Source organism: Maricaulis sp. (assembly GCF_017643475.1).
Taxonomy (GTDB): domain Bacteria; phylum Pseudomonadota; class Alphaproteobacteria; order Caulobacterales; family Maricaulaceae; genus Maricaulis.
The window spans coordinates 520,831-538,227 of record NZ_JAEPNI010000002.1 but is presented as its reverse complement, the minus strand read 5'-3'; the positions used below and the strand labels follow the sequence as shown (position 1 = coordinate 538,227).

Annotated in this window: 24 protein-coding genes; 12 read left to right on the top strand and 12 right to left on the bottom strand. The window is 59.8% G+C overall.

The window, feature by feature from the left end; genetic code table 11:
• Nucleotides 1–14 precede the first annotated feature (14 nt).
• Nucleotides 15–317 carry a hypothetical protein gene (locus JJ889_RS09970; RefSeq protein WP_291894551.1) on the top strand — a complete coding sequence of 101 codons (303 nt, stop codon included), beginning with the start codon at nucleotides 15–17 and terminating at the stop codon, nucleotides 315–317.
• Between the two features lie 238 nt (nucleotides 318–555).
• Nucleotides 556–1,008: a hypothetical protein gene (locus JJ889_RS09965; RefSeq protein WP_291894548.1), complete on the top strand. Its 453-nt coding sequence runs from the start codon at nucleotides 556–558 to the stop codon at nucleotides 1,006–1,008.
• Nucleotides 1,009–1,552: 544 nt separating this feature from the next.
• Here JJ889_RS09965 and JJ889_RS09960 read toward each other — a convergent pair.
• From JJ889_RS09960 to JJ889_RS09950, 3 genes are all read right to left on the bottom strand, one after another.
• Nucleotides 1,553–2,917: an MFS transporter gene (locus JJ889_RS09960; protein ID WP_291894544.1), complete on the bottom strand. Its 1,365-nt coding sequence runs from the start codon at nucleotides 2,915–2,917 to the stop codon at nucleotides 1,553–1,555.
• An 83-nt stretch (nucleotides 2,918–3,000) separates the two neighbouring features.
• Nucleotides 3,001–3,309, bottom strand: coding sequence for a CcdB family protein (locus tag JJ889_RS09955; protein ID WP_291894541.1), 309 nt, complete (start codon nucleotides 3,307–3,309; stop codon nucleotides 3,001–3,003).
• A complete protein-coding gene (locus tag JJ889_RS09950) occupies nucleotides 3,309–3,563 on the bottom strand; it encodes a type II toxin-antitoxin system CcdA family antitoxin (protein ID WP_291894538.1) in 255 nt (84 codons plus the stop codon). Before JJ889_RS09950 ends, JJ889_RS09955 begins: the two co-directional genes overlap by 1 nt.
• Nucleotides 3,564–3,758: 195 nt before the next feature.
• Here JJ889_RS09950 and rpmE point away from each other — a divergent pair, with 195 nt between their 5' ends.
• From rpmE to JJ889_RS09935, 3 genes are all read left to right on the top strand, one after another.
• Nucleotides 3,759–3,977 carry a 50S ribosomal protein L31 gene (gene rpmE / locus JJ889_RS09945; RefSeq protein ID WP_291894535.1) on the top strand — a complete coding sequence of 73 codons (219 nt, stop codon included), beginning with the start codon at nucleotides 3,759–3,761 and terminating at the stop codon, nucleotides 3,975–3,977.
• Nucleotides 3,978–4,159: 182 nt separating this feature from the next.
• Nucleotides 4,160–4,705 (top strand): hypothetical protein, encoded by a 546-nt coding sequence (locus JJ889_RS09940; protein ID WP_291894532.1) that lies wholly within the window; start codon nucleotides 4,160–4,162, stop codon nucleotides 4,703–4,705.
• 29 nt (nucleotides 4,706–4,734) lie between these two features.
• Complete coding sequence (locus tag JJ889_RS09935; protein WP_291894529.1) at nucleotides 4,735–6,186, top strand: methyl-accepting chemotaxis protein; 1,452 nt, start codon at nucleotides 4,735–4,737, stop codon at nucleotides 6,184–6,186.
• On the opposite strand, the gene JJ889_RS09930 is transcribed toward JJ889_RS09935, so the two are convergent.
• Both JJ889_RS09930 and JJ889_RS09925 read right to left on the bottom strand, forming a co-directional pair.
• A complete protein-coding gene (locus JJ889_RS09930) occupies nucleotides 6,183–6,704 on the bottom strand; it encodes a DUF1465 family protein (RefSeq protein WP_291894526.1) in 522 nt (173 codons plus the stop codon). The two genes, JJ889_RS09935 and JJ889_RS09930, sit on opposite strands and share 4 nt — an antisense overlap.
• A 73-nt stretch (nucleotides 6,705–6,777) precedes the next feature.
• The gene (locus tag JJ889_RS09925; protein ID WP_291894523.1) at nucleotides 6,778–6,975 is read right to left on the bottom strand and encodes a DUF1192 domain-containing protein; all 198 of its coding nucleotides are present in this window, start codon (nucleotides 6,973–6,975) and stop codon (nucleotides 6,778–6,780) included.
• Nucleotides 6,976–7,031: 56 nt separating this feature from the next.
• Here JJ889_RS09925 and JJ889_RS09920 point away from each other — a divergent pair, with 56 nt between their 5' ends.
• The gene (locus JJ889_RS09920) at nucleotides 7,032–8,018 is read left to right on the top strand and encodes an NAD(P)H-quinone oxidoreductase (protein ID WP_291894521.1); all 987 of its coding nucleotides are present in this window, start codon (nucleotides 7,032–7,034) and stop codon (nucleotides 8,016–8,018) included.
• 152 nt (nucleotides 8,019–8,170) lie between these two features.
• Nucleotides 8,171–8,845, top strand: coding sequence for a cell cycle transcriptional regulator TrcR (locus JJ889_RS09915; RefSeq protein WP_291894518.1), 675 nt, complete (start codon nucleotides 8,171–8,173; stop codon nucleotides 8,843–8,845).
• An 82-nt stretch (nucleotides 8,846–8,927) separates the two neighbouring features.
• On the opposite strand, the gene JJ889_RS09910 is transcribed toward JJ889_RS09915, so the two are convergent.
• The 3 genes from JJ889_RS09910 to JJ889_RS09900 form a co-directional block, all read right to left on the bottom strand.
• Nucleotides 8,928–9,734, bottom strand: a complete 807-nt coding sequence (locus JJ889_RS09910; protein WP_291894515.1) for a glucose 1-dehydrogenase — start codon at nucleotides 9,732–9,734, stop codon at nucleotides 8,928–8,930.
• A gap of 88 nt (nucleotides 9,735–9,822) precedes the next feature.
• Nucleotides 9,823–10,674 (bottom strand): tetratricopeptide repeat protein, encoded by an 852-nt coding sequence (locus JJ889_RS09905; protein ID WP_291894512.1) that lies wholly within the window; start codon nucleotides 10,672–10,674, stop codon nucleotides 9,823–9,825.
• Nucleotides 10,675–10,741: 67 nt separating this feature from the next.
• Complete coding sequence (locus JJ889_RS09900; RefSeq protein ID WP_291894509.1) at nucleotides 10,742–10,930, bottom strand: DUF465 domain-containing protein; 189 nt, start codon at nucleotides 10,928–10,930, stop codon at nucleotides 10,742–10,744.
• A 93-nt stretch (nucleotides 10,931–11,023) separates the two neighbouring features.
• Here JJ889_RS09900 and JJ889_RS09895 point away from each other — a divergent pair, with 93 nt between their 5' ends.
• A complete protein-coding gene (locus JJ889_RS09895; RefSeq protein WP_291894506.1) occupies nucleotides 11,024–11,611 on the top strand; it encodes a UbiX family flavin prenyltransferase in 588 nt (195 codons plus the stop codon).
• A gap of 156 nt (nucleotides 11,612–11,767) precedes the next feature.
• Nucleotides 11,768–11,980, top strand: a complete 213-nt coding sequence (locus JJ889_RS09890; protein WP_291894503.1) for a DUF465 domain-containing protein — start codon at nucleotides 11,768–11,770, stop codon at nucleotides 11,978–11,980.
• Here JJ889_RS09890 and JJ889_RS09885 read toward each other — a convergent pair whose 3' ends face one another.
• On the bottom strand, nucleotides 11,981–12,724 hold the full coding sequence (locus JJ889_RS09885; RefSeq protein ID WP_291894500.1) for a GGDEF domain-containing protein: 744 nt from the start codon (nucleotides 12,722–12,724) through the stop codon (nucleotides 11,981–11,983).
• Between the two features lie 166 nt (nucleotides 12,725–12,890).
• On the opposite strand from JJ889_RS09885, the gene purE reads away from it, so the two are divergent.
• Together purE and JJ889_RS09875 are read left to right on the top strand one after the other, a co-directional pair.
• Nucleotides 12,891–13,400: a 5-(carboxyamino)imidazole ribonucleotide mutase gene (gene purE / locus JJ889_RS09880; RefSeq protein ID WP_291894497.1), complete on the top strand. Its 510-nt coding sequence runs from the start codon at nucleotides 12,891–12,893 to the stop codon at nucleotides 13,398–13,400.
• 6 nt (nucleotides 13,401–13,406) lie between these two features.
• Nucleotides 13,407–14,486, top strand: coding sequence for a 5-(carboxyamino)imidazole ribonucleotide synthase (locus JJ889_RS09875; RefSeq protein WP_291894494.1), 1,080 nt, complete (start codon nucleotides 13,407–13,409; stop codon nucleotides 14,484–14,486).
• Between the two features lie 3 nt (nucleotides 14,487–14,489).
• Here JJ889_RS09875 and JJ889_RS09870 read toward each other — a convergent pair whose 3' ends face one another.
• Nucleotides 14,490–15,053, bottom strand: a complete 564-nt coding sequence (locus JJ889_RS09870) for a PilZ domain-containing protein (protein ID WP_291894491.1) — start codon at nucleotides 15,051–15,053, stop codon at nucleotides 14,490–14,492.
• Between the two features lie 177 nt (nucleotides 15,054–15,230).
• Here JJ889_RS09870 and JJ889_RS09865 point away from each other — a divergent pair, with 177 nt between their 5' ends.
• A complete protein-coding gene (locus JJ889_RS09865) occupies nucleotides 15,231–16,019 on the top strand; it encodes a metallophosphoesterase (protein WP_291894487.1) in 789 nt (262 codons plus the stop codon).
• On the opposite strand, the gene JJ889_RS09860 is transcribed toward JJ889_RS09865, so the two are convergent.
• Complete coding sequence (locus tag JJ889_RS09860; RefSeq protein ID WP_291894484.1) at nucleotides 16,010–16,612, bottom strand: glutathione S-transferase family protein; 603 nt, start codon at nucleotides 16,610–16,612, stop codon at nucleotides 16,010–16,012. The two genes, JJ889_RS09865 and JJ889_RS09860, sit on opposite strands and share 10 nt — an antisense overlap.
• Before the next feature lie 67 nt (nucleotides 16,613–16,679).
• Nucleotides 16,680–17,333, bottom strand: coding sequence for an alternative oxidase (locus JJ889_RS09855; RefSeq protein ID WP_366940092.1), 654 nt, complete (start codon nucleotides 17,331–17,333; stop codon nucleotides 16,680–16,682).
• Nucleotides 17,334–17,397: the final 64 nt, after the last annotated feature.

Below are 17,397 nucleotides of genomic sequence, written 5' to 3'. Positions count from 1 at the left end.
CACCCGATCAGGTTATGTCGACGTTGGAGATCGAGGACGGGCGACAGCTTGCGATTCTCGATCCGCTTTGTTTCGGGCCGTTTGAAATCGGACAGGTGAGTGGGCTGATGCAAAATGTGGCCGTTCTCGAAAAGGGTGAGGTGGTCGCTTGGGTTGCGATAAAGCCGCCTGGGAAAACGAGTTCACATATCACCCAGTTTGTGGATGGAACGCCGCGGCTGCTGCACGACTTTAACGGTTGCATATATGAGCTGAGCTGCGATTTGATGAGCGCGAAACCTTGTAAGAAGAAAAGGTTGCGACGCGGGTCGGTGTAGCGGCCGCCTTTGGCGCGCACCCACTTCACCATTGCTCTGCAACGGTCCCGTTCGCCCATCAAGGGTAAGGGCAAAGTCAGATTCACCACCAAACTCCGTCATCACCCGGCTTGTCCGGGTGACCTCAGCTCGCCTGATGACAGGATGCGCAAAAAAACGAGGACACGTACTAATCTTTCTGTACTGATTTCTCACTCGTTCTGCCGGCGCGCGCCAATAAAGGGGACGTGTCCCCGTTTTGAAGAAGACGATACCCCTGTTCAAGATGAGAGCTGATTTAATGAAACCAATCATAATTATGGGAATTTCATCAACACTCTTGTTGGGGTGCGCTGGGGCCGTCAGCAGTCAACCTAATGGGTACAACTATGAGGAGGAAAACCGCGATCTGGCGCAGATTGAACATTTTGCTCGCGTTGTGCGTGAGCACGAAAACGCAAGTTTTGATTTTTGTTGCGCAGTTTCGGGAAGAGCACTCGGGTTGATGGCGGCTGCAGCGGAATTTATCGAAGAGCAGGGTGACGAAATGTTCCGAGCGGAGCGATACGCGTTTTCGATCGCTTACCTGGATGGAAAGGCTTACGTCTCCGCAATTCCGTTTTCCTCGGGAGATGTACTCTCCAGGGTAGCGGAGGCTGAGTACAACGTCGTGATCGATGTTTCGACCAACGAGGTCCAAGACTTTTACTAGCGAGCAGAATGATGGAGGACAGGCACACTATCCATGCCTGCGACTACTGCGCTGAAGTTATGATAGCCTGACCGGCAGACCACGACTGCTCCTATGCTAGGGTCCGCTATGCCCATATCGGAGAGAATTCGCCTTGAGCGGGTGTGACGACCGGTCAGATTCGTTTTCGTTACATCCACAAACACCGTCACCCCGATGAAGATCGGGGCCCAGTTCCAAGAGTGCGGTGTTTCACGGAATGGCGCTTTCTGGAGCGGAACCCAACCTTATGAACTGGGTCCTGACCTTCGTCAGGATGACGACGGTAGAAGGCGCAGTTGTCTTTATCCTTTCCCTTGATGGGAAAGGTGGCCGCGAAGCGGGCGGATAGGGTGCGGCCCGACAGGGCCGACTTTAAGTCGCGCCTCGCGGCGCGCACCCACCCCACCATTGCTTTGCAATGGTCCCCCTCGCCCATCAAGGGCGAGGATGAGCTACCCCGCCGCCCGATAAGTCTCCGTCATCACCCGGCTTGTCCGGGTGATGACGGGAAATGTTGAGAGAACTACCCCTCGATATCGTCAGCAAGCGTCCGCGAGGCGAGCCAGAAGCAGGGCAGGGCCAGGAGGCCGATGGCGCCGACGGTAATGAGGGAATAGCGCACCCCCAAGGCTTCACCATATTGGGTCGCAAAACCATCACTGATCGCGCCTGCAATCAATGGTCCGATACCAAGGCCGATCAGATTGATCACAAACAGGATGACCGCAGATGCCGTGGCTCGAGTGCGAGAGGAGACAAGGCTCTGTGCGCAAGCGAATATCGGCCCATACCACACGGAGCCAAGCAAGGTTGCGATTGCAAGAGCCGCAAACGAGAGCGCTGTTGAGTTGGTGATCATCGCGACCAGGAAGGGCAGGATACCCACCAGACCTACAATCGCTGGCAGAAATGCATAGGCGCGTTTGTCCTTGGCGACCCAGCGATCTGCGATTTGTCCTCCGGAAAAAGTCCCGATAGCGCCGAAGATGCCGATGAGTAGGCCGAGTGCCAGCCCCAGGAAACCCAAGGCGCCCAACTGCGTACCGAAAAGGTTGTTGAAGCCTGCTGCCAGCTCAGACAAACCTTCAGCATGGTTCCGCCCATAGAATGACCCGTAAAATGAGATGTGGCCGTAAGAAACCCAAGCATTGATCGCGGCAGCGAGGGACATCCAGATGAAGGCCGGTTTTTTCGACAGTTCGCGGACCGCGTCCATAAACGACGGCCCATCATGGGATTTGGCGACAGCAACGTCGCGACGGGGCTCTGGCAGGGTGAACCAGGCAGCGAGGGCGAGCAGGATGCCGGGTGCCCCGGCAACAAAGAAGGCGATACGCCAGCCATAACTGTCGGCGATGATTCCACCCAATGCCATGCCGGCCAGGGATCCCAGCGGGATACCCATGGAGTAGAAGGCGATGGCCGAGGTGCGTTTTTCGGCCGGTGTGTAATCGGAGATCAGCGAATGGGCCGGCGGCGTACAACCGGCTTCACCTACGCCGACACCGATGCGGGCCAGCAACAACTGAATGTAGCCGCCTGCCAAGCCACAAGCCATTGTGCACATGCTCCAGACGCCGACTGCGACCGAGATGATTTTTACGCGATTAGCTCGCTCCGCCAGCCGAGCAATTGGTAGTCCCAGGAATGTGTAGAACAGAGCAAACGCGGTGCCGGTAAGGGCGCCAATCTGCCAGTCGGCGATGCCGAGGTCTTGTTTGATCGGTTCCGCCAGAATGTTCACGACTTGCCGATCAAGGAAATTGAATACGTAGATGACCATGAGAAGGCCCAGCGCATATTTGCGCGGACCTTCCGCCAGCGGTTCGATCCCCGCCGGTGCGTCAGACTGTGCGGCCTGTTCATTCGCATTATCGACCTTGGCCATGCGTCTCCCCTCGCTGTCCAAATTATTGTGTTGATAGGGATATAGACCGCAGGCCTAGGAGGCAAACAGAACCGATCCTGAGGTCAAAAACCCTGGAACAGGAAGTCGATCGCGGCGGTGATCTGGTCGCGGTGTTCAGCTTCGACGTTGGTGAGGCGTTTGCGCAGTTTTTCGGCCGGGACGGTAGCCATGTTCTGGGTCATTACTATGCAGGGCTGTTGCGCAATCATGATGGTCGGGTTCAGTCGCGGGATGACAGCGCCCTGGATCGTGTTCCTTGGCAACACGGGCAGGACGACGCGGGTCGTAAGACTGTCCAGAAGGCCAGATTGCACATCAAGCAGGTAGGGCGTACGGCTGGACCGGGTTTCATAGAGATCGAAACGTGCCATCAGATCTCGTCGAGCCACGGCGGCGGCAGATAGACGCCTTCGCGCTCCACCCGCTCGTTGTGGGCCCGGATGGCGTCGCGGTTTTCTTCCTTCCAGCGTCGGCCCTTTTCCTCGCGGATGGCCGCCTCGATGCCGGCTTCGGCGGCGCGTGAGGTGTTGAGGCCGAGTGCGCGCGCCTCTTTCATGACGTCCTCGCGGACGGTCAGGTTGACGCGCTTGCGACGCTCTGCGGGCGGATAGGCAGGTCCGGTCATGGCGGGCTCCATCGATGTGTATAAACATACACACCCAGTCGGTTGCGAGCAATGAAAGACCGGACTTTTCCGCCGAACCGCCTTGCCTGCTTGCCCTGAACCGACTCTTCGGGTAATAGCCCCGCTCCTGAGTTTATTGAGCTGCGTGCACGGCAACGTAATCGTGTGGCGCGGCGAAGAAAGAAAGCCGGATCGATGAAAAGCGATATCCATCCCGAGTACCACATCATCAATGTCGTGATGACGGACGGCACCACCTTCCAGACCAAGTCCACCTGGGGCAAGGAAGGCGACACGCTGAACCTCGACATCGACCCGACCTCCCACCCGGCCTGGACCGGTGGCAACCAGCAGCTGATGGACCGCGGCGGCCGCGTGTCTCGCTTCAAGGACAAGTTCAAGGGCTTCGTCTAAGCGATATTCCTGCTGCTGGCAGAGAGAAAAGCGCTCCGGTTTCCGGGGCGCTTTTTCTTTGTCATATAATATTAGTCGTACACGAATTGCGGTTAAACAATCGCAAGGTGTCGAGGCGTAGTTTTTCAAGGCAACTACTCTTGGGCGGTCCTCGCGATGCTGAAATTCCCGCACTGCGATGGATGAAGCTGTCAGTCCATATCAGGCTGGCCATTCTTGTTACTGTTGCCGCTGTCGGCACGCTGGCCGGGCTCGGTCTTTTCCTGCAATCGCTCTCGACTGCCGAGCGATGGCGGGTGGAATTCGAAAGACAGGACGATGTGCTCCATGTCACCGAAACCCTCAGGGCAGAGTTCCTGGAAATTGGTCGATTGGCTGAGCGCTTCGTGCGCGACGATGATGCGAGTGTCTTCCAGCAGCTCGACGTTGTGGAAGCCTCAATCCTGGGCGGCGTCTCACGGCATGATGATCTCAGGGATACCATCCTGCAGGACATGCGACTGCTTCATTTCCTTCTGGAACGTCTCGCGCTGGCTCAGGAACTGGCCGGGGTAAACGAAAATGCCGGGTTGCGCGGCGAGATGCGCGCCGCAGCGCACGAACTGGAGGCGGGGTTCAGTTCGCAGAGCCCCGAGTTGGCCTCGGCGCTCCTGGTTGAGCTCTTGCAGATGCGACGTCGCGAGAAGGATTTCATGCTGCGGGGGATTCCCGGTACTTCGTTCAGGTGAACCAGCATGCATCAAATCTCGGTGCGATGATGGATGATTTGGATCTGGCGCCCGTCGAGCGAATGGAATGGGCGCAATTGCTTGCGGGATATCGTAACGCGTTCCGAGCCTGGTCTTCCCAGAACGCGATCCGGCAGGAAACCCTCATCGGCTTCAGAAATGAACTCGCGGATATCCAGCAGGTCATGGCGGAAAGGAGTGCCGCTCAGGCTGAGAGTGTCGAGGCCGGTCGTCTCGCGTATGACCTTGCACGAGAAGAACAGACCCGTTTTGTCATCCTGATGTCGTGCATGACCCTGCTGGGTGTCGTCTTGTCCGGAATTTACGTGTCGCGCTCCATTTCCAACCCGCTCAAGGAGATCTCGGTCGCGATCAAGGACATCAACAATGCCGAGGGCATTAAACGCCTGAAGGATATGGAAGTGAGCGAGGAGCTCGGCGAGATGGCCCGGGCGGCCATCGACTTCCATTTCGGAGAGAAACAGAAAGAGAGCTTCATAGAAAAGGAACGCGTGAAGCTGGATGCCCAGATCGAACGTCACCGTCAGCTGGAAAGCCGGATCGAACAGTTCCGCCATGATATTGCCAGCCAGCTGTCCGAAGTGACGTCGGTCGCCACCGCCATGCGCGATGCCTCGGTGGACCTCTCCGGTCAGACCGCCACGTCGAGTGAGCGCGCAGGCGAGGTCAATAACAGCTTTGTCTCAGCAGCTGAGGACATTCACACCCTGCAACAGGCGGTCGGAGACTTGGCCGCTGCGATCGAGCGGGTGCGTGGCCAGACACGGGAATCCGAACAGGCATCGGCATCAGTGACCGGACAGGTCCAGCAGGCGGGGTCCCAGGTCCAGGCTCTGCGTTCCGCGGCGACACAGATCAGCGAAAGCGCCCATCTGATTGCAGAGATTTCCGGACGGACGAACCTGCTGGCACTCAACGCGACCATCGAGGTGGCGCGCGCCGGTGAAAGCGGACGCGGTTTTGCCGTAGTCGCAGGTGAGGTCAAGGCCCTGTCAGAGCAGACCGCCCAGGCCACGACATCGATCCATGACCAGATCTCTCACCTCACAGATGCTGTCAGTCATGTCGCCGGCGCGATGGAGCGGATCGAGACGCTGAGTGCGACCTCCAGCGAGTTTGTTGCCGCTGTGTCGGAAGCCGTGGCGGACCAGGCGCGTGCGAGCGATTCCATCGAGAGCAATTCCAGCTCGGTGGCCTCGGGGGCCCGGGACGCACGCGAGCACATGTCCAACCTGTCCAGCGCCGTGGCCTCGTCCAGTGACGTGGCCGTGCAGACGGACAAGCTGTCAGACGAGCTGGGCAGTTTTGTCGAGGCGTTGCAGCTGGCGATCGATACCTTCCTGCAGGATGTCGCTCGCGACACGTCAAACACATCCGCCAAGACGGATGCGGATGAGGACGTGGATCTGTGGGAAGAGGGCGAGGCCGATGACGGCGGCCTCGATGTCGAACTTTTCTAGTTCTCGCTGAAGGCGCCGCGCAGCATGGCCATCTGGTCTGCGACCGGGTTGGCGTCTGCTTCCGGAGCTTCCTCGGAATAGAGATTGTCGTCCAGGCGCTTCAGGCGTGCGTAAAGCGCACGAGAGCGGGTGACGAGGGCCGCCAGGACCTGCGGCGGTGTTTCGCCTTCCGGCCAGAGGTCATCGGTCGGACGGTCAAAACCGAGGCGGTATTTATTGTCCAGGACATCGTCCGGGTTCATTTCACCCTCGGCGACGGCACGCTGGGCAAGCAGCCAGGAGGCGGCCTGCATCAGCCGGGTCGTCAGCTTCATGCTTTCGGTGGCGTAGGACAATGCACCTGCGCGGTCGAGCGTCTTGGAATCATCACGTCCAGGCCCGTCGAGATAGCTTGCAGTTTCCTCTACGAGGTCCATGCCCTCGGTGAAGAGTTTCTGGAACATCTCCGAAGCCGCAAAATCGCGGGTCCGGCTCGCTGCGCCCCCTCCAGCGGGGAAAAGTGTTGGTGCATCCGTCATTACGCGTCCATCTGTCCGTCGTGCCTTGAACGAATCGATGCAAGGCCAGGGCCAGATTCCCCCAAAACGTTGACTAAATCTTGAAAACCGCCTCTGCGGCGTTCATTCCGGCCTTCTTTTTGTCAGTGATTTCGTCGATCCGCTTGATTTCCTCTTCCAGCAATCGACGCCGTTCAGCCAGCCCGTCCAGTGAGAAACCGCTCAAGTCTTCGCCGGGCCGGATGGTGTCGTCATCCTTGGTGCTTGTACTGGCTTCATCATCGTGGAACATCTGATGCCTCCTTTTCAGTCTCGTATCAACCATAGCGCTTTCCGGAGAAAAGTCCCATGGCACAGAACCGCACACACCGTATTGTCCTGGCCCAACCTGCTGGCGGGCCTGAGGTTTTGCGGATTGAGGAACAGGCTTTGCCGGCGCCAAAAGCCGATGAAATCCTTATTCGTGCGGCGGCGTGTGGCGTCAATCGTCCGGACCAGATCGAACGTCTCGGTTTCTATCCTGCCCCAAAGGGCGCGCGACCCGGGCTGGGGCTGGAAGTCGCCGGGGAGGTCATCGAGACGGGGGCCGATGTGAGCGGGTTCGCCGTGGGCGACGAGGTCTGTGCCCTGGTGTCCGGCGGCGGCTATTCCGATTTCGTGATCGCCAAGGCCGGCGCGACTTTGCCCCGGCCGGATGGATTAACCCTGGAAGAGGCTGCCGGTTTGCCGGAGACGGTGTTCACAGTGTGGACGAATGTGTTCGAAAGCGGCGCACTTCAGCCCGGCGAGACTTTTCTGGTTCATGGCGGCACAAGCGGTATTGGGACAACGGCTATCCAGATGGCCAAGGCGCATGGCGCGCGGGTCATCGCCACGGCCGGTACGGCGGAGAAATGCGCCCTCTGTCGCGACCTTGGCGCGGATATCGCGATCAATTACCGCGAGGAAGACTATGAGGTGATCTGCCGCGAGGCGGGTGGTGTCGATGTCATCCTGGACATGGTCGGCGGGAGTTATGTTCAGAAGAATATCAACATCATGAACCCGGGTGGGCGATTGGTGTCGATTGCGTTTCTGCAAGGCAGCCGGTGCGAGCTGGATTTGATGCTGGTCATGCTCAAGCGGCTTACCCTGACGGGCTCCACCCTGCGCGCACGTCCTGACACCGAGAAAGCGCGCATTGCCGCCGCCGTGCGCGACCATGTCCTGCCGTGGATCGAGGCCGGCAAGGTTCGAACCGTGATCGATAGCCGGTTTGAACTTGATGATGTTCGTTCCGCACACGAACGGCTCGATGGCGGCCAGCATTCCGGCAAGATCCTGCTGATTCCGTGATAATGTATTCAGCGAAGTGCTTTGCAGCCTGTTCGAGCTGAGTTATATGGGGTGCAAATCGCTTTACTGGAGCTTGCTCCTGGTGAAGCGTCGGAAGCCCAAGCCCGGCCGCCGTGTCGGGCTTTTTTTATTTTCCAGGGAGCAAAACTGGCATGACTGAAATTCTGATGCCGAAAGCCACCGCGGTATGGCTCGTCGACAATACGTCCCTGACCTTTGATCAGATCGCCGACTTCTGCGGCCTGCACCCGCTGGAGGTCAAAGGTATTGCAGACGGCGACGTCGCGGCTGGTGTTCGTGGCGCTGACCCGATCTCCAATGGCCAGCTGACGCGCGAAGAGATTGCCAAGGCAGAAGAAAACTCTGATTACCGCATGTCGGTAGTGAAGCCGAAATATGCTGATTTGCACCAGCCGTCCAAGCGTCGCGGGCCGCGCTACACGCCGCTCTCGCGCCGTCAAAACCGTCCGGACGCCATTGCCTGGCTCGTGCGCAATCATCCGGAGCTGGCCGATGCCCAGATCTCCAAACTGATCGGCACGACCAAGACGACCATCCAGGCCGTGCGCGAGCGCACGCACTGGAATGCCGCCAATATCAAGCCGACCGACCCGGTTTCCCTCGGCCTGTGTACGCAGATCGATCTGGACGAGCAGGTGAAGAAAGCCTCCGGTCGCCGCAAGAAGATCGAAGAGGAAAATCCGGAGCTCCTGGCTGACACGCTCAAGCCGACCGAGGATCTGGAAACGCCGGAAAACGACGATCTGGCCACGGGCGAGATCAATCTGGAAACGCTGTTTGGCGGTTCCGGTTCGAGCGACGACTAGATCGTGCTTGATACAAACAAGAAGGCCGCCCGATGGGCGGCCTTTTTTGTGCCGGTGATGTTCAGTCGGTGGAGATGTCTGCCTAGTCCTTGGGCACGGTATAGTTCATCGCCATGCGGCCACCATCGGCATAGAGCGTGGTGCCGGTCATGTAGCTGGCATCCTTTGACGCCAGGAAAGAGGCGATCGAGGCGATCTCAACCGGATCCCCGATCCGGCCCAGCGGAGTGCGGGACATGATCTTGTCCATTGCTTCCGGATTGTCGTTCACCGCCTTGAGCACATCGGTATTGATGCTGCCCGGTCCGATTGCATTGACCCGGATGCCATATTTGGCGAGTGCCAGGGCCATCGACTTTGTCATCTGGGTCAGCGCGCCCTTGGTTGCGCAATAGGCTAGCTGGTCCGGGATCGCCATGACAGCATTGACCGACGTCATGTTGATGATCGCATACCGACGGCGCACATCGTCCGCACGTTCCTCGTCAGCCTCGATCTGGTCGACCATCTGGCGCGCCGCTTCGCGGGCTACCAGGAAGGCGCCCTTGAGGTTCACGCCCATTACCTTGTCGAAATCGGCCTCGGACAGGCTGAGGATATCGCCGCTGGCGACGACACCGGCATTGTTCACCAGGATGTCCAGGCGTTCGAAGCTGGAGCGCGTTTCCGAGAGGAGATTGTTCACCGCCAGGCGGTCGGAGACATCACACTGGACAAACAGGGCCTTGCCCTTGTCGGCGCCCAGTTCTTCCGCCAGGGCCTGGCCAGATGCGCTGTCCGTGTCGGCAATGACGACATTGCAGCCGTCCTCACTGAGGCGGCGGGCGCAGGCCTTGCCGATACCATTCGCTCCGCCGGTGATAATCGCGACGCGATCCGTGGCTGCCATGTCTGAAGTCCTCTTGAAGGGTCAAATTCGCCGAACGCGATGAACTGGCACACCGGGCCCGTGAGCGCAATCTCAATTGATTCCCTGCTCAGGGGCGATGGGTACGTTCGTAATCCGCGATGATTTCCGGATCTTCAGGTTCCATTTCATAGGCCTGCGCGAACAGGCGGCGGGCGCGACGGTTCGAGCCTGTGGCCTCCAGCGCGGTTGCCAGGGAGTGGATGACATGACCGCTTTCCGGTTCCAGCTCCGCAGCCTGTCGGCACAGGGGCAGGGCGGTTTCAGCGCGGCCGTCCTGGATCAGCGTCCAGCACAACATGTTCAGTGTGGAGCCGTCCTCCGGATCGATCTCGACTGCCCGGCGGGCATCGGATACGGCTTCGGAAACCATGCCCAGATCGAGGAAGGCGGCGGAGCGGTTCAGCCAGGCGCCGGACCATTCCGGTTCGGTCCGTACCAGCCGGTCATAGATGACAACCGCGTCCTCATGCCGTTCAAGCTGACCATAGGTCCAGCCCAGATTAACGAGGGTGAGCGGGTCATCGCCCAGCATGGAATAGGCCTGCAGCAGGTCGCCCAGGGCTCGTTCCAGCTCGCCGGTCTGACCCAGCGAGATGCCGCGATTGCGATAGATCATCGGATGGGAGATCTGTGCGCCCTGGGTCTCGGCGATGGCGAAGGTGAAGGCAAACGCCTGCAGTGCACCCGCATAGTCCTCCATCGCCATGCGGACCGAGCCCAGCTCGGCATAGATCATCACTTCCTGTTCGGGGGTGAGTTCGACACTGGCCAGGCAATTCTCCAGCCCCTCGGCCGCCTCGTTGAATTCACCGAGGTCGGATTGCTGGAGGGCCGTGACACAGATCTGGTCATCCTCCTGGGCAAGGGCCTGTGCGGCGAAAAGCAGGAAAAGGGTGGCAAGGGCGACGATTTGTTTCATGTATGGCTCCGGCTGATGCCACTATCTAACCAAGAAAAAGGGCGACCCGAAAGCCGCCCGATCCTCACTAATTCGCCATGCTGGTGTGTTCTGTTCGTCGAAGTGACTCTATCTGTTCCTTTATTCGGAGTTTTTCCTTCTTTAGATTGGCCACTTCAAGCGAGTCCGCGGACGGGTGTCGTTTCACCTCGTCGATCTGGGCATCAAGACGCGAATGTCGAGCGTCGAGCTCACGGATGCGGGCGTCGATTGGCATGGGTGTGTCTCCCTCTACTGAAGTGGAACTCGAATATTGAAAACACACTCTGACAATCTGTCTATTCACGAAACGTTTCGCGGTTGAAGAAGAATGAAAACTCAAAGGCTTATCGTAGGAGTTTCTGGCGCGTCCGGCATTGTTTACGGAATTCGCGCCCTTCAGATTCTCCGTGAACTGAATATCGAGACCCATCTCGTCGCCTCAAAAGCGGCAGAGATGACGCTGAATTACGAGACTGATTCCAGCATCGCAGCATTTCGGGGTGAAGCGGACCATGTCTATAAAATGCCCGATGTCGGCGCGCCGATCGCGTCCGGCTCCTTTCGCACTATGGGCATGCTGATCGCCCCGTGTTCGGTGCGGACCATGTCGGAAATCGCCACCGGGGTGACGTCCAGCCTGCTGACGCGGGCGGCAGATGTCGTGCTCAAGGAACGCCGCCCTCTGGTCCTGATGGTGCGCGAAACGCCCTATCATCTCGGCCATATCCGGACGATGGAGAAGCTGACAGAGATGGGCGCCATCATCTGTCCTCCCCTGCCAGCCTTCTATACCAACCCGAAGAGTATGGAGGATCTGATCGACCAGTCCGTGGGGAGAGCCCTGGACCTGTTCGGACTGGACTGGCAGGAGACCCGGCGCTGGGGTGAGGACCTGGAAAAGGGCCGCCGCAGCTGATCCGGAGCGCTGGATATAGAAATACTCGAAACTTGATTGCAAAGCATTTATTTGCGCCGGGAAACGGGTTAGATTAATAGCTTCCGCCGAGTGCATTAGGGTTTGAGTCTGCGCTCGCCATCATGGAACCAATTCAACTGAAGAGACCGGTCTCGAATGGACGGAGAATCCCTCGACCAGGCAGATTTGCTGGCCCAGCTGGAAACGCTGAAGGAAGAGCATGAAGCCCTGAATGCCGAGGTCGATGCCCTCGCCGAAAATGGCGTCATCGATCAGTTGAAGTTTGCGCGCATGAAAAAGGAAAAGCTGAGACTCAAGGACGAGATCAGCAAGGTCGTTGACCAGATTACTCCGGACATTATCGCCTGATCAGCCTGTCCGCTGTTGATCGTCGTCGGACTTTTGCGATTGTTTTCGGGCGTACATGGCCGCGTCTGCCTCGGCCAGCGCTTCGTCGGCATCCCGACCGGCGACGAGGGGTTGTGTACCCCAGGCTGCACCGACGCTCAGCTGGCGTCCGGCGTATTCGAAAGGCGTATTGTCGATCAGATCGACGAGTTCACAAGCCTTTGCTTCGGCTCCTTCCGGACCGGTGAGGGTCAGGACCACACCAAATTCATCACCGCCCAGACGACCGACAGCGTCGGTTTCGCGAACATGGGCGCTCAACAGGGCGGAGACATGGTGGAGTGCGGCATCGCCGGCGGCATGGCCATAGGTATCATTGATGGCCTTGAAGCCGTTGAGATCAATAAAGACGAGGGCAGACGGCGCATTGTGTCGCTCGGCCAGGGCCAGGGCCCGGCTAACCTCGCGCAGGAAAGCGCGGCGGTTGAGGACCGGCAGCATGACGTCGTGATCGGCCAGGCTCTCCAGTTCGCGCACACGACCACGTAGACGCTCGGTCTCCTTGCGCAGCTGGTCGACCTCGCCCATCAGCGAGAGCAGGGCGCGCTGGACATTCGGTGTCAGCTCGGCTTCCGGCACACCCATGATTGACGCAGCGTCCCGCGGAGCCGCCGCACCACCCGTCGAGGATGAGGTGGAAGAGGCGCTCTTCGTCTTGCTTGTTCGCGTCACCGACTGGGGCGTATTTACCGGTCCAATGCGCATCTCGCGCTCCTGGTGATTCTTTTCCACCCTCAGGCTCGACATTCGAGGTTAAGAAAACCTCAAGCAGGGCAGGAATCCCCAAGTCAAAGACGACTCAATCTCGACTCTTGACCTTGTCGCCCGTGCAGCTATGGTCGCGCGCTTCCTTTTCAAGGCAGGAAGCAAGATGAGCGATGTTTCGCCCGCCAACTCCCAGCAACCCGATGTAGCCATTGTCATGGGCTCGCGCTCTGACTGGCCGACCATGGAACATGCCGCTGCCGTGCTCGACACGCTGGGCGTGGCCTATGCGTCCAAGGTTGTCTCTGCACACCGCACGCCGGATCGCCTGGTGGAGTTTTCCAAGTCTGCCCGCGATGAAGGCATCAAGGTCATTATCGCCGGAGCCGGAGGCGCGGCTCACCTGCCCGGCATGGTCGCTTCGATGACCTCGCTGCCGGTGCTGGGCGTGCCGGTGAAGTCCCGTGCCCTGAGCGGCCAGGACAGCCTGCTGTCCATCGTACAGATGCCGGGCGGGATTCCCGTCGGTACGCTGGCCATCGGTGACGCCGGCGCCAAGAATGCCGGCCTGCTCGCCGCCTCTATTCTCTCCCTGTCGGATGCGGATCTCGCCGCACGCCTGGACGCCTGGCGCCAGGCCCAGACCGACAGTGTCGTTGAAAGCGTCAAGGACTAGACACGCATGAGCCACGCGCCTCTTGCACCCGGATCGGTCATTGGAATTCTTGGCGGGGGGCAGCTGGGCCGTATGCTCGCTGTCGCCGGCGCAGAGCTGGGATTCGACATCCATATTTTCGATCCCGAGCCGGAATGTCCCGCCTCGCGGGTTGCCGCCCGTGCCTGGGCCGCGCCGTGGTCGGATGAGGGCGCGGTTCAGGGGTTCGCTGATCGCTGCGATGCCATCACCTATGAATTCGAGAACGTTCCGGTCTCGGCCGTCGAGATCGCCGCGCGTGTATCGCAATTGCGCCCTCGCGCGCGGTCATTGGAGCTGACCCAGGACCGGGTGATCGAGAAGAGCTTCATCAATGAGGCCGGTGTCGCGACCGTGCCGTTTGCGCCGGTGGCTGATTTGACCGAGCTGATGGAAGCGGTTGCCCTGATCGGGACGCCGTCCGTGCTGAAGACGCGGCGCTTTGGCTATGACGGCAAGGGCCAGGCCTGGATCCGCTCTCACGATGATATCGAACACGCCTGGAAGGCGATCGGTGAGCAGCCAGCCATTCTGGAAGGCGCGGCCGCCTTTGTGCGCGAGCTATCCGTTGTGGCCGCCCGCAGCCTGGACGGTGAGGTCCGGGCTTATCCGCTGGGCGAGAACGTGCATGGCGATGGTATCCTGAAGACGACGACAGCACCGGCTCCGAACCTGCCCGCCACAACACTGGCCCGGGCCGGGGAAATCGCCAGTGCCATTGGCGGCGGTTTGGATCATGTCGGTGTGTTCGCGGTCGAGCTGTTCGAGCTGGAAAATGGCGAGCTGCTGGTCAATGAAATCGCGCCGCGCGTACACAATACCGGTCACTGGACCCAGGACGCCTGTGCCTGTTCGCAGTTCGAACAGCATATGCGCGCGGTGGCCGGCTGGCCCCTGGGCGATGCCCGGCCGCACTCCTCTGCCGTGATGACCAATCTCATCGGTCATGACGCGGATGCCTGGCAGGCCCTGTCCGCAGATCCTGAAGTCCGCCTGCATCTTTACGGCAAGCGCACCACCAAGCCGGGCCGCAAGATGGGCCACATCAATCGTCTGGGGCGGCTGTAGGGGCTAGTCCAGCGCGACGTCGCGGGGTGGGTGGAAACGAACTGCGAAACGATCATCCACGACCTTCATGACCGTGGCCGGCATGTCGCAAATGCTGACGGTCTCGTCCACTTCGGGAAGCGTGTCGGCGGTGAAGCTGGCACCTTCCACAGTAAGCTTTTGCAGGGTGACTTCCGAGCTTTCGCCATTTTCCCGGCTGAGTGTCAGCGTCGGTGCTTCACCATCCGCGCGCAGGGTGATGTTCATGCGTTCCAGGCTGCGGCGGGTGGACAGCTCGTTGGCGAGTGCCCGTGCACCTGCAGACGCGGTGAACTGGACACCGAATTCATTGCCATCAACCCAGACCACCTTGCCGACAAAACGGCCCAGTGCCGGGATGTTGAGGCCGATACGGTCATCCTGGGAAGGTTGACGTGTGGCCGAGAGACGAACCCCTCCTGGCGCCAGGTCACAGATCTCGCAGGCCGTTGCCCCGATCGTATCGGTCATGAAGCTGCCCAGGATTTGCATCTGGATGCGGGCTCTACCGCGACGTTCTGATGGCTGTGTCGATTCACTGATCGCCATGTTTTCTGGACCTTTCACGTTACGCGGGACAGATATGGCCCGAATTCGTGAATATTCACGTGATGCAACTCACGGTGTCTGGTAATTTAGTATGACTACTTCCGGCAAGGATTTGTTAAGCCGTCCGGGCCGCGGATGAACCGCGCATTCCCGCGTCACTCGGCGTATAAGAAAGTGATGGCAGACATATCTCCCAACCGGTTTCGAAATGATTGCGGCCCCTTCGACCTGATCGGGGATATTCACGGCTGTGCCGGGGAGACCGAGATCCTGCTGGAAAAACTGGGCTATCGCGTCGGGTTCCAGGGGCCGGAGGGTCGTCGGTTCTATGACATCTCGCACCCGCATGGGCGCAAGCCGGTCTTCCTGGGCGATATGGTCGACCGCGGGCCGCGTTCGCCGGATGTGATGCGTCTGGTCATGGGCATGGTCAAACGCGGCGATGCGCTGGCGGTGGTGGGCAACCACGATGACAAATTCCGCCGCTGGCTCGATGGCAAGACTGTGCGCATGACCCACGGCATCGAGGAGACAGCGGAGCAGTTCGAACAGGAAGACGCCGCCTTCAAGGCAGAGTGCAGCGACTTTATCAGGGGGCTGCCGACCCATCTCATCCTGGACAAGGGTGATCTGCTGGTGGCCCATGCCGGCCTGGCCGAGAAGTTCCACGGGCGCTTCAGCGGCGAGGAGCGGTCTTTTGCCATGTTCGGCGATGTTGCCAAACAGCGCGACCAGTACGGCCTGCCGGTGCGTCTGAACTGGGCAGCGAAGTATTCTGGCAAGCGGGCTGTCGTGCATGGCCATGTCGCCGAGCCCGGCGTGCGCGAGCTCAACAATGTCTATTGCATCGATACCGGCTGTTGTTTCGGGGGGCATCTGACGGCCATGCGCTGGCCGGAGCGAGATCTGGTCCAGGTCCGGGCGAAAGAGGCCTATTTCCACTCACCCCGCTGGGCTCAGGCATAGACGGCCGGTGCCGGCGGGTTTGAGGCCGCGATGCGCACATGGGCCCGCAGCCTGTCCCTAAGCGCCCTGAGCGCTGGCTGGTCCGGCATGGCGAGGCCATAACACTCCATGTGGTCAAAGGACGAGATCAGGTGGAAGTCGAGATAACGCGGCGTCTCGGCATTGAAGAGATCGATATTGGCGTCCAGCCAGTCGAAGCCCTTGGTGAAAACCGCCCGGGCCTTGTCGAAAAATGGCTGGTTCTCGGTGTTCAGCCCCGTCCGGGCGCCCAGTACCAGGCGCGTGTCCGCCGACATCATCCCGTTCAGGACCGTACGGGTATTCAGCTCCCGCACATCAGTGGTCAACACACCATAGCGGTCGGCCGGGTCATGTTTGCGCACCAGATAGGCGGCGATGTGGTCGCTGTCATAGACCGTCAGATCACCGTCATTGAGCACCGGCACCAGCATCAGCGGATTACCGGCAAACTTGTCCTCGCTGAACTCGGCAACATTGCCGGCATCCACCATGTCATAGGCCAGCCCGTAATGGTCGAGCAGGAGACGCACCTTGCGGGCGAAGTGTGAGGCGGGTGTGGCGACAAGATGCATGGATATCTCCCCTGGCTGACAGGGGAGATATCGGGATTGCCAGCTCCGGGTTCAAGCCGGGCCGGGATCAAGCCGCGGCGGTTCGCGCCTTGCGGCCCAGCGCGTCGGCAAAGCCGTGATTGACATCGCGGTGCTCGGCCTCGTCGGCGCGCACAGCGATGACGACATCGCGCAGGCGGGCATCCGCCGGCAGGTTCCAGTACTTGATGGCGATATCCGGTGCCGGAACATTGTCGTGGCGGCCTGCATCAATCTCGTTTAGATAGGCGGTGTAGCTGATCACGGCCTCTTCCTCGAAATAGCCGACCACGCGGTGGGCGGTGCGCGGGGCGAAGAGGTAGAGGAAGAAATAGGCGTTATAGAAAATCGCCTGCGTGATCATGATGACCAGTCGCTCGAACAGGGTCGGCTTGGCGATCTCGATGAAGGTCATCAGGTGCATGCGCTCATTCTCGGCCTCGTCCAGCAAGGTGCGGATCCAGCCCTCATCATCTCGGATCCGGCGCAGCGCCTTGAGATGCTGCAGCAGGCCACCCACCATGCCCGGTACGGCTGCGACCGTCTCCAGCACGACGGCCCGGTGCCCGTAGCGCTTGGCGAAAAACGTGTCGGCGAAAAAACGCAGCATCTTCACAAAACCCAGGGCGATATGGTCGCCCAGGCCCTGCGGATTGAGGTGATAGTCCAGGTCGTGGATCCGACCCTGGTTTCCGGTCTGCATCTGGCCCTCCTTGTCGGGCAATGTCATGCTGACAATCTAGGAAATCAGCGCGCCGGAATCGCTA

Excerpts from the sequence above, each read along its gene's own strand:
- JJ889_RS09970 (WP_291894551.1), top strand. The coding sequence starts at position 15 with ATGTCGACGTTGGAGATCGAGGACGGGCGACAGCTTGCGATTCTCGAT.
- JJ889_RS09960 (WP_291894544.1), bottom strand. The coding sequence starts at position 2,917 with ATGGCCAAGGTCGATAATGCGAATGAACAGGCCGCACAGTCTGACGCA.
- JJ889_RS09955 (WP_291894541.1), bottom strand. The coding sequence starts at position 3,309 with ATGGCACGTTTCGATCTCTATGAAACCCGGTCCAGCCGTACGCCCTAC.
- JJ889_RS09950 (WP_291894538.1), bottom strand. The coding sequence starts at position 3,563 with ATGACCGGACCTGCCTATCCGCCCGCAGAGCGTCGCAAGCGCGTCAAC.
- rpmE (WP_291894535.1), top strand. The coding sequence starts at position 3,759 with ATGAAAAGCGATATCCATCCCGAGTACCACATCATCAATGTCGTGATG.
- JJ889_RS09940 (WP_291894532.1), top strand. The coding sequence starts at position 4,160 with ATGAAGCTGTCAGTCCATATCAGGCTGGCCATTCTTGTTACTGTTGCC.
- JJ889_RS09935 (WP_291894529.1), top strand. The coding sequence starts at position 4,735 with ATGGATGATTTGGATCTGGCGCCCGTCGAGCGAATGGAATGGGCGCAA.
- JJ889_RS09930 (WP_291894526.1), bottom strand. The coding sequence starts at position 6,704 with ATGACGGATGCACCAACACTTTTCCCCGCTGGAGGGGGCGCAGCGAGC.
- JJ889_RS09925 (WP_291894523.1), bottom strand. The coding sequence starts at position 6,975 with ATGTTCCACGATGATGAAGCCAGTACAAGCACCAAGGATGACGACACC.
- JJ889_RS09920 (WP_291894521.1), top strand. The coding sequence starts at position 7,032 with ATGGCACAGAACCGCACACACCGTATTGTCCTGGCCCAACCTGCTGGC.
- JJ889_RS09915 (WP_291894518.1), top strand. The coding sequence starts at position 8,171 with ATGACTGAAATTCTGATGCCGAAAGCCACCGCGGTATGGCTCGTCGAC.
- JJ889_RS09910 (WP_291894515.1), bottom strand. The coding sequence starts at position 9,734 with ATGGCAGCCACGGATCGCGTCGCGATTATCACCGGCGGAGCGAATGGT.
- JJ889_RS09905 (WP_291894512.1), bottom strand. The coding sequence starts at position 10,674 with ATGAAACAAATCGTCGCCCTTGCCACCCTTTTCCTGCTTTTCGCCGCA.
- JJ889_RS09900 (WP_291894509.1), bottom strand. The coding sequence starts at position 10,930 with ATGCCAATCGACGCCCGCATCCGTGAGCTCGACGCTCGACATTCGCGT.
- JJ889_RS09895 (WP_291894506.1), top strand. The coding sequence starts at position 11,024 with ATGAAAACTCAAAGGCTTATCGTAGGAGTTTCTGGCGCGTCCGGCATT.
- JJ889_RS09890 (WP_291894503.1), top strand. The coding sequence starts at position 11,768 with ATGGACGGAGAATCCCTCGACCAGGCAGATTTGCTGGCCCAGCTGGAA.
- JJ889_RS09885 (WP_291894500.1), bottom strand. The coding sequence starts at position 12,724 with ATGCGCATTGGACCGGTAAATACGCCCCAGTCGGTGACGCGAACAAGC.
- purE (WP_291894497.1), top strand. The coding sequence starts at position 12,891 with ATGAGCGATGTTTCGCCCGCCAACTCCCAGCAACCCGATGTAGCCATT.
- JJ889_RS09875 (WP_291894494.1), top strand. The coding sequence starts at position 13,407 with ATGAGCCACGCGCCTCTTGCACCCGGATCGGTCATTGGAATTCTTGGC.
- JJ889_RS09870 (WP_291894491.1), bottom strand. The coding sequence starts at position 15,053 with ATGGCGATCAGTGAATCGACACAGCCATCAGAACGTCGCGGTAGAGCC.
- JJ889_RS09865 (WP_291894487.1), top strand. The coding sequence starts at position 15,231 with ATGGCAGACATATCTCCCAACCGGTTTCGAAATGATTGCGGCCCCTTC.
- JJ889_RS09860 (WP_291894484.1), bottom strand. The coding sequence starts at position 16,612 with ATGCATCTTGTCGCCACACCCGCCTCACACTTCGCCCGCAAGGTGCGT.
- JJ889_RS09855 (WP_366940092.1), bottom strand. The coding sequence starts at position 17,333 with ATGCAGACCGGAAACCAGGGTCGGATCCACGACCTGGACTATCACCTC.